Consider the following 7,050-nt stretch of genomic DNA (forward strand, 5'->3'; position numbering starts at 1 on the left):
ACAAGGGGGTGGTGGCCCTTACCCTTGTCACTCGCCCCCCGCCCACCCCCTCTCCGGAACGCGAGATTCATGACCGGCATCAGTGACGATGTACTGCTTGTCCACGGCGGCACCCCGCTCGAGGGCGAGATCCGAGTCCGCGGTGCGAAGAACCTCGTGCCCAAGGCGATGGTCGCCGCGCTGCTCGGCAGCGAGCCCAGCCGCCTGCGCAACGTTCCCGACATCCGTGACGTGCGCGTCGTGCGCGGGCTGCTCCAGCTGCACGGGGTGACGGTCCGCCCCGGCGAGGAGCCGGGCGAGCTGGTGCTCGACCCGACGCACGTCGAGAGCGCGAACGTCGCCGACATCGACGCCCACGCGGGCTCGTCGCGCATCCCGATCCTCTTCTGCGGTCCGCTGCTGCACCGCCTCGGCCACGCCTTCATCCCGGGCCTGGGCGGCTGCGACATCGGCGGCCGGCCGATCGACTTCCACTTCGACGTGCTCCGCCAGTTCGGCGCGACCATCGAGAAGCGCGAGGGCGGCCAGTACCTGGAAGCCCCGCAGCGGCTGCGCGGCTGCAAGATCCGCCTGCCCTACCCCTCGGTCGGCTCGACCGAGCAGGTGCTGCTGACGGCCGTGCTGGCCGAGGGCGTCACCGAGCTCAGCAACGCCGCCGTGGAGCCGGAGATCGAGGACCTCATCTGCGTGCTGCAGAAGATGGGCGCGATCATCTCCATGGACACCGACCGGACCATCCGGATCACCGGTGTGGAGCGCCTCGGCGGCTACAACCACAAGGCGCTCCCAGACCGCCTGGAGGCCGCGTCCTGGGCTTCCGCGGCCCTGGCGACCGGCGGCAACATCTACGTGCGCGGCGCCCAGCAGCGCTCGATGATGACCTTCCTGAACACGTACCGGAAGGTCGGCGGCGCCTTCGAGATCGACGACGACGGCATCCGCTTCTGGCACCCGGGCGGCCCGCTCAACGCCATCGCGCTGGAGACGGACGTCCACCCCGGCTTCCAGACCGACTGGCAGCAGCCGCTCGTCGTGGCCCTGACGCAGGCCGCCGGCCTGTCGATCGTCCACGAGACGGTGTACGAGTCCCGGCTCGGCTTCACCTCGGCGCTCAACCAGATGGGTGCTCACATCCAGCTGTACCGCGAGTGCCTGGGCGGCTCGGCCTGCCGCTTCGGCCAGCGCAACTTCCTGCACTCGGCGGTCGTCTCCGGCCCCACCAAGCTGCAGGGCGCCGACCTGGTCATCCCCGACCTGCGCGGCGGCTTCTCGTACCTGATCGCGGCGCTGGCGGCCGAGGGCACCTCGCGGGTCCACGGCATCGACCTGATCAACCGCGGCTACGAGAACTTCATGGAGAAGCTCGTCGAGCTCGGCGCGAAGGTCGAACTCCCGGGCGGCGACCTCGTCTGACCCGTACGGCCGGTCCGCTCGGCCGTCGCGTACGAGAAGAGCCCCCCGGGCCCCGCAAGGGCCCGGGGGGCTTCCTCGTACCCGGCGTCATGCCCGGCGCCCCGCACGGGGCCTGACGGGCTTTCAAGGGCCCGAACGGCCTTGCCCGGGCCCAACGGGCGCCGCGCGGCCCCTGAACGGCCTCGAGGCCACCGGAAGGGGCCCGGCCGCGCGCGGGGCCGCACGGGCCGCGGAACGGGCCCACGGGGCCCGTGAACCGGCCGTACGGGCTCCGTACGGCCCCCGGACAGGCCGAAGGGCGGCCGCCCCGCACGGGGGCGGCCGCCCTGGGCCGTTCTGCGTACTGCTGCCGTCCCGAGGGCCTGTGCGGACCTCGGCACAAGGGCGGACTACTTGCCCTTGGCGGCTTCCTTGAGCTTGGAGCCCGCGGAGACCTTCACGCTGTAGCCGGCCGGGATCTGGATGGGGTCGCCGGTCTGCGGGTTGCGCGCGGTGCGAGCGGCACGGTGGGTGCGCTCGAAGGTCAGGAAGCCGGGGATGGTGACCTTCTCGTCGCCCTTGGCGACAATCTCGCCGACGGTCTCGGCGAGCGCGGCCAGAACGGCGTCGGCGTCCTTGCGGGTCACCTCGGCGCGCTCGGACAGAGCGGCCACCAGCTCACTGCGGTTCATGTTGTACTCCCGTGTTCAACTTGCCTTAGAGGCGTGAGATCGAAGCCGATGCTGCCAGGGCCCTCGGACAGTCCCCGGACCCGGGTCTGAACGTCAGACCCTCTCGCCCGGTTACGCATCCTGCCCCCACCAGCGGCGGGAAAGCCAATCCGGCACCCGCCGGGGTCACACGAAAAGCGCCACAGTCACGCCGCGGTGACGCTCCGTCCATACTCTTGCGCACACGCAGACGCGGACAGCGAAACCCGCGGGCATCCCCGCAACCCTAGAGGCGCCCCACCGGGCCCGCATCTCGCGACGCGCCGGGAGCGGCGGGCCGTGAGGGCCGTCACAGACGGCCCCCACAGGCCTCACGACCCCCGGAGCCCCTCGGCCGCGCTCGGCGGCTCAGGCGTTGGTGGCGGCCTTGCGGACGGCGCCCGCGACCGCGCCCGCGACCTTGTCGTTGAACACCGACGGGATGATGTAGTTCGCGTTCAGCTCGTCCTCGCCGACGACGTCCGCCAGCGCGCTCGCGGCGGCCAGCATCATGCCGGTGTTCACGGTGCGGGACTGGGCGTCGAGCAGACCGCGGAAGACGCCCGGGAAGACCAGCACGTTGTTGATCTGGTTCGGGAAGTCGGAGCGGCCGGTGGCGACGACGGCGGCGGTCTGGCGGGCCACCGCCGGGTCCACCTCCGGGTCCGGGTTCGCGAGCGCGAACACGATCGCACCCTCCGCCATGGCGGCGACGTCCTCGCCGGAGAGCACGTTCGGGGCGGAGACGCCGATGAACACGTCGGCGCCGACCACGGCCTCCTTCAGCGTGCCCGTGTAGCCCTCGGGGTTGGTGTTGTCGGCGATCCAGCGCAGCGGGGAGTCGGGGGCCGCGTCGACGAGGTCGGGGCGGTCCGCGTGCACGACGCCGTGGATGTCGGCGCTGACCGCGTTCTTGACGCCCGCCGCGAGGAGCAGCTTGAGGATGGCCGTACCGGCCGCGCCGGCACCGGACATGACCACCTTGACGTCACCAACTGCCTTGCCCACCACGCGAAGTGCGTTGGTGAGGGCGGCGAGGACGACGATCGCGGTGCCGTGCTGGTCATCGTGGAAGACGGGGATGTCGAGGGCCTCGCGCAGCCGGGCCTCGATCTCGAAACAGCGCGGCGCGGAGATGTCCTCCAGGTTGATGCCGGCGAAGCCCGGGGCGATGGCCTTGACGATGGCGACGATCTCGTCGCTGTCCTGCGTGTCGAGGCAGATCGGCCAGGCGTCGATCCCCGCGAAGCGCTTGAACAGGGCCGCCTTGCCCTCCATGACGGGCAGCGCGGCCATCGGGCCGATGTTGCCGAGGCCCAGCACGGCGGAACCGTCCGTCACGACTGCGACGGAGTTTCGCTTGATGGTGAGGCGGCGCGCGTCCTCGGGGTTCTCGGCGATGGCCGTGCACACGCGGGCCACGCCCGGGGTGTAGATCATCGAGAGGTCGTCACGGTTGCGGATGGGGTGCTTGGACGACATCTCGATCTTGCCGCCGAGGTGCATCAGGAAGGTTCGGTCGGAGACCTTGCCCAGGCTGACGCCCTCGATCCCGCGCAGCTTCTCGACGATCTCGTCGGCGTGCGCGGTGGAGGTGGCGGCGATGGTGACGTCGATCCGGAGCTTCTCGTGACCGGAGGCGGTCACGTCGAGGCCGGTGACCGAGCCACCGGAGGACTCCACGGCGGTGGTGAGCTGGGAGACCGCGGTTCCGCTCGCGGGCACTTCCAGGCGGACCGTCATCGAGTACGAGACGCTGGGCGCCGTTGCCATGGCCGTGTTTCCTCTTCTGTCCCTGGTTTTCGCTTGTACACACAGGGCCCGGCACACGGTAGGTGTGGCAGGACCTGTTGTCCGATCGTCCCACCTACCAGCCGGTACAAGGTAACCAGCTACAAACTTCGGAAGAACTCTTCCACCATACGAGATACCAAGGGGGATTTGAATGGTGCGTCCATACAAAACAGGTCCGCGCCCTCCAAGAGTGGAGGGCGCGGACCTGGTTATTCGTCTATGACACCGACCCGCCATGCTCGCCTCGCGGCAAGTGGTCGCTCTAAGCGACGAAGGTTGGGCCCGGGGGCTTGGATCGAGTCGGTGCCGTACCCAGGCTAACAAAGGATCGCCCGATGTCATCCCCGCGCAGGGGAGTCGGTCGGAAAGCACCACGCGCCTGGCCGCGGACCATACGGCCCTACAAGAGCCCCCCCGCCCCGGGGCACGCGCCCCGGGGCCGGCGCCTACGGCAGCAGCAGCTCCGGGACCCCGTCCGCGTCCGGCTTGTCCCGGTCGGCCGCCGAGACCACGGTCAGCTGCTGCGTCGCGCGCGTCAGCGCCACGTACAGCACCCGCAGGCCCGCCGGGGACTCCTCGGCGATCTCCGCCGGGGAGACGACCACCGTGGCGTCGTACTCCAGGCCCTTGGCCTCCAGGCTGCCCAGCGCCACCGCCCGCCCGCCGAGGTCCGCGAGCCAGCCCGCGGCCTCCGCGCGCCGGTCCATGGCGACGACCACGCCGACGGTGCCGTCCACCTGCTCCAGCAGCCGCCTGGTCTCCTCCCGGACCGCCGCCCCCAGATCGCCCTCCGCCGCCGTGAACCGCGGCTCCAGGCCCGTGGAACGCACCGCCGACGGCGGCTCCATGCCGGGCATGGCCAGGCGCAGCACCCGGGAGGCGACCTCGGCGACCTCCGCCGGGTTGCGGTAGTTCACGGTCAGCGTGAACCGCCGGCGCGGCCGGCTGCCGAGAGCCTCGTCGCGGGCCGCGGCCGCCTCGTCCGGGTCGGTCCAGGAGGACTGCGCCGGGTCGCCGACCACCGTCCACGTGCCGTGCCGGCCGCGCCGGCCCACCATCCGCCACTGCATCGGCGTCAGGTCCTGGGCCTCGTCCACGATCACGTGCGCGTACTCGGTGCGCTCCGCCGCGAGCCGCTCGGCCCGCTCCCACTGGGTCTCCTCGCGGGTCGGCATCAGCTCCTCCAGCCCGCTGAGCTGGTCCAGGGGATCCATCTCCCGCTTGCGCCTGGGGCGGGCAGGGGCACCCAGCAGCTGCTGGAGCTCGTCGAGGAGTGCGACGTCGTGCACCGAGAGCGGACCCTTGCCGTCCGGGCCGACCCGGCGCAGCGAGCGGGCCAGCTGGCGGGCCTCGCGCGGGTTCAGGTCCCGGCGCGACCAGCGGCCGAGGCGCCGTTCGTCGGCCATCGAAGCGAGCACGCCGCGCGGGGTGAGCTCCGGCCACCACGCGTTCAGGAACTCGATGAACACGTCCTCCGTTGAGATGTCCTCGTCAAAGGCGGACCGCAGCTCGGCGGCCAGCTCCGGGTCGCTGTGCCGGCCGGCGCCGCCGGACTTCGCGTACAGCGCGTCGAGCAGCAGCTTGCGGGCGCGCGGGCGCAGCAGGTTCACGGGGGCGCTGCCGCCCAGCACGTTCTGCCGGATCCGGTTCAGCTCGTCGGCCTCCAGCTCCTGGCGCCGCCCGAAGGCCACCACGCGCAGCCGGTCCGGGGCCTGGCCGAGCTCCAGGGCCCCGCGCACGGCCTTGCGCAGCACCTTCAGCATCCGCGAGGAGCCCTTGATCCGGGCCACGGCCGGATCGTCGTACGTGCTCGCCTCCGCGCCGTCGACCAGCGAGCCGAGCGCCCGGATGGCGACCTGGCCCTCCTCGCCGAGCGAGGGCAGGACGCCCTCGGTGTAGGCGACGAGCAGCGGGGTCGGCGAGACGATCAGGATGCCGCCGGAGTAGCGCCGGCGGTCCTGGTAGAGCAGGTAGGCGGCCCGGTGCAGGGCGACCGCGGTCTTGCCCGTGCCCGGCCCGCCCGCGACCTCGGCGACCGAGGCGGCGGGGGCGCGGATGACCAGGTCCTGCTCGGCCTGGATGGAGGAGACGATGTCCCGCATGGAGTGCGTACGGGCCCGTCCGAGCGCGGCCATCAGCGCGCCGTCGCCGATCGCGGGCAGCTCGCGGCCGTCCAGGAAGGCGGTGATCTCGGGGCGCATCAGGTCGTCCTCGACGCCCAGCACCTTGCGCCCCTTGGACCGGATGACGCGCCGGCGCACGACGCGGCCCGGCTCCTTCGGGGTGGAGCGGTAGAACGGCGCGGCGGCCGGTGCCCGCCAGTCGATGACCAGCGGCGAGTAGTCGGAGTCCAGGACCCCGATGCGCCCGATGTGCAGGGTCTCGGCGATGTCGGCGGTCAGGTCCCCGCGGATCGCGTCCTCGGCGGGCTCGATGGAGGTGTACGCGCCGTCCGGCCCGCGCTCCCCGTCCTTGCCGAGCACCAGGTCGATCCGCCCGAAGAGGAAGTCCTCGAACTCGTTGTTCAACCGGTTCAGGTGGACACCCGCCCGGAAGACCTGCGCGTCGCGCTCGGCCAGGGCTCCGGGCGTACCCACCTGGCCGCGCTTGGCGGCGTCGTTCATGAGGAACTCGGCCTCGTGGATCTTCTCCTCGAGGCGTCGGTACACCTGGTCGAGATGCGTCTGCTCGACCGCGATCTCCCGATCGCGGACGGAATCCGCCGTGCTGTCGACAGCGGCATTCTGCGCGGCCACCAAGGCCCCCTTCTGACGTGCATGGGCGACCGTCAACCGTACGCGAACCGGCCCCCTGTCCGCACGCCCGTTCCGAGATGGGGGGTGGGAGGGGCTCGGATGTACGAGTTCACGCGCGCGCGGGACCATCACCCCCTCGGGCCCCGCGCCGGGTCGGCGGCTGCCCACCCGCCCCCTGGGTGCGGGTGGGGTGTGGCGGGCGTCCTCGCGGGAGGGGCTTTGTCTGTCCGGGCCCGGCTCTGGGTGGTGTGCACGCACCCCGGCCGGACAGCGGGCGGGGGCGGCAATCGGCGGGACCTTCACTGGGCGGAATCAGAGAGGGCGCGGGGGGTTTCCCGTCAGTCCCATAGTCCTTCCGTGTCGGAACGGCTCGTCAAGGGCGCTCCTCCTTCGTCGTC

The 7,050-nt window shown here is 71.8% G+C and carries 4 protein-coding genes; 1 reads left to right on the top strand and 3 read right to left on the bottom strand.

Features of this window, described 5'->3' with window-relative positions:
- The first annotated feature begins 69 nt into the window (after positions 1-69).
- The gene (murA, locus tag AB0O21_RS37245; RefSeq protein ID WP_365179349.1) at positions 70-1,413 is read left to right on the top strand and encodes a UDP-N-acetylglucosamine 1-carboxyvinyltransferase; all 1,344 of its coding nucleotides are present in this window, start codon (positions 70-72) and stop codon (positions 1,411-1,413) included.
- 389 nt (positions 1,414-1,802) lie between these two features.
- On the opposite strand, the gene AB0O21_RS37250 is transcribed toward murA, so the two are convergent.
- From AB0O21_RS37250 to AB0O21_RS37260, 3 genes are all read right to left on the bottom strand, one after another.
- Positions 1,803-2,084: an HU family DNA-binding protein gene (locus tag AB0O21_RS37250; RefSeq protein ID WP_007264399.1), complete on the bottom strand. Its 282-nt coding sequence runs from the start codon at positions 2,082-2,084 to the stop codon at positions 1,803-1,805.
- A gap of 387 nt (positions 2,085-2,471) precedes the next feature.
- Complete coding sequence (locus AB0O21_RS37255) at positions 2,472-3,875, bottom strand: NAD-dependent malic enzyme (protein ID WP_365179352.1); 1,404 nt, start codon at positions 3,873-3,875, stop codon at positions 2,472-2,474.
- A gap of 467 nt (positions 3,876-4,342) precedes the next feature.
- Entirely contained in the window at positions 4,343-6,652 is a 2,310-nt protein-coding gene (locus AB0O21_RS37260; RefSeq protein WP_365179355.1) for a UvrD-helicase domain-containing protein, read from the bottom strand.
- Between the last annotated feature and the right edge of the window lie 398 nt (positions 6,653-7,050).

Origin of the sequence: Streptomyces sp. NPDC091371 (assembly GCF_040684275.1) — a bacterium.
Taxonomy (GTDB): Bacteria; Actinomycetota; Actinomycetes; order Streptomycetales; family Streptomycetaceae; genus Streptomyces.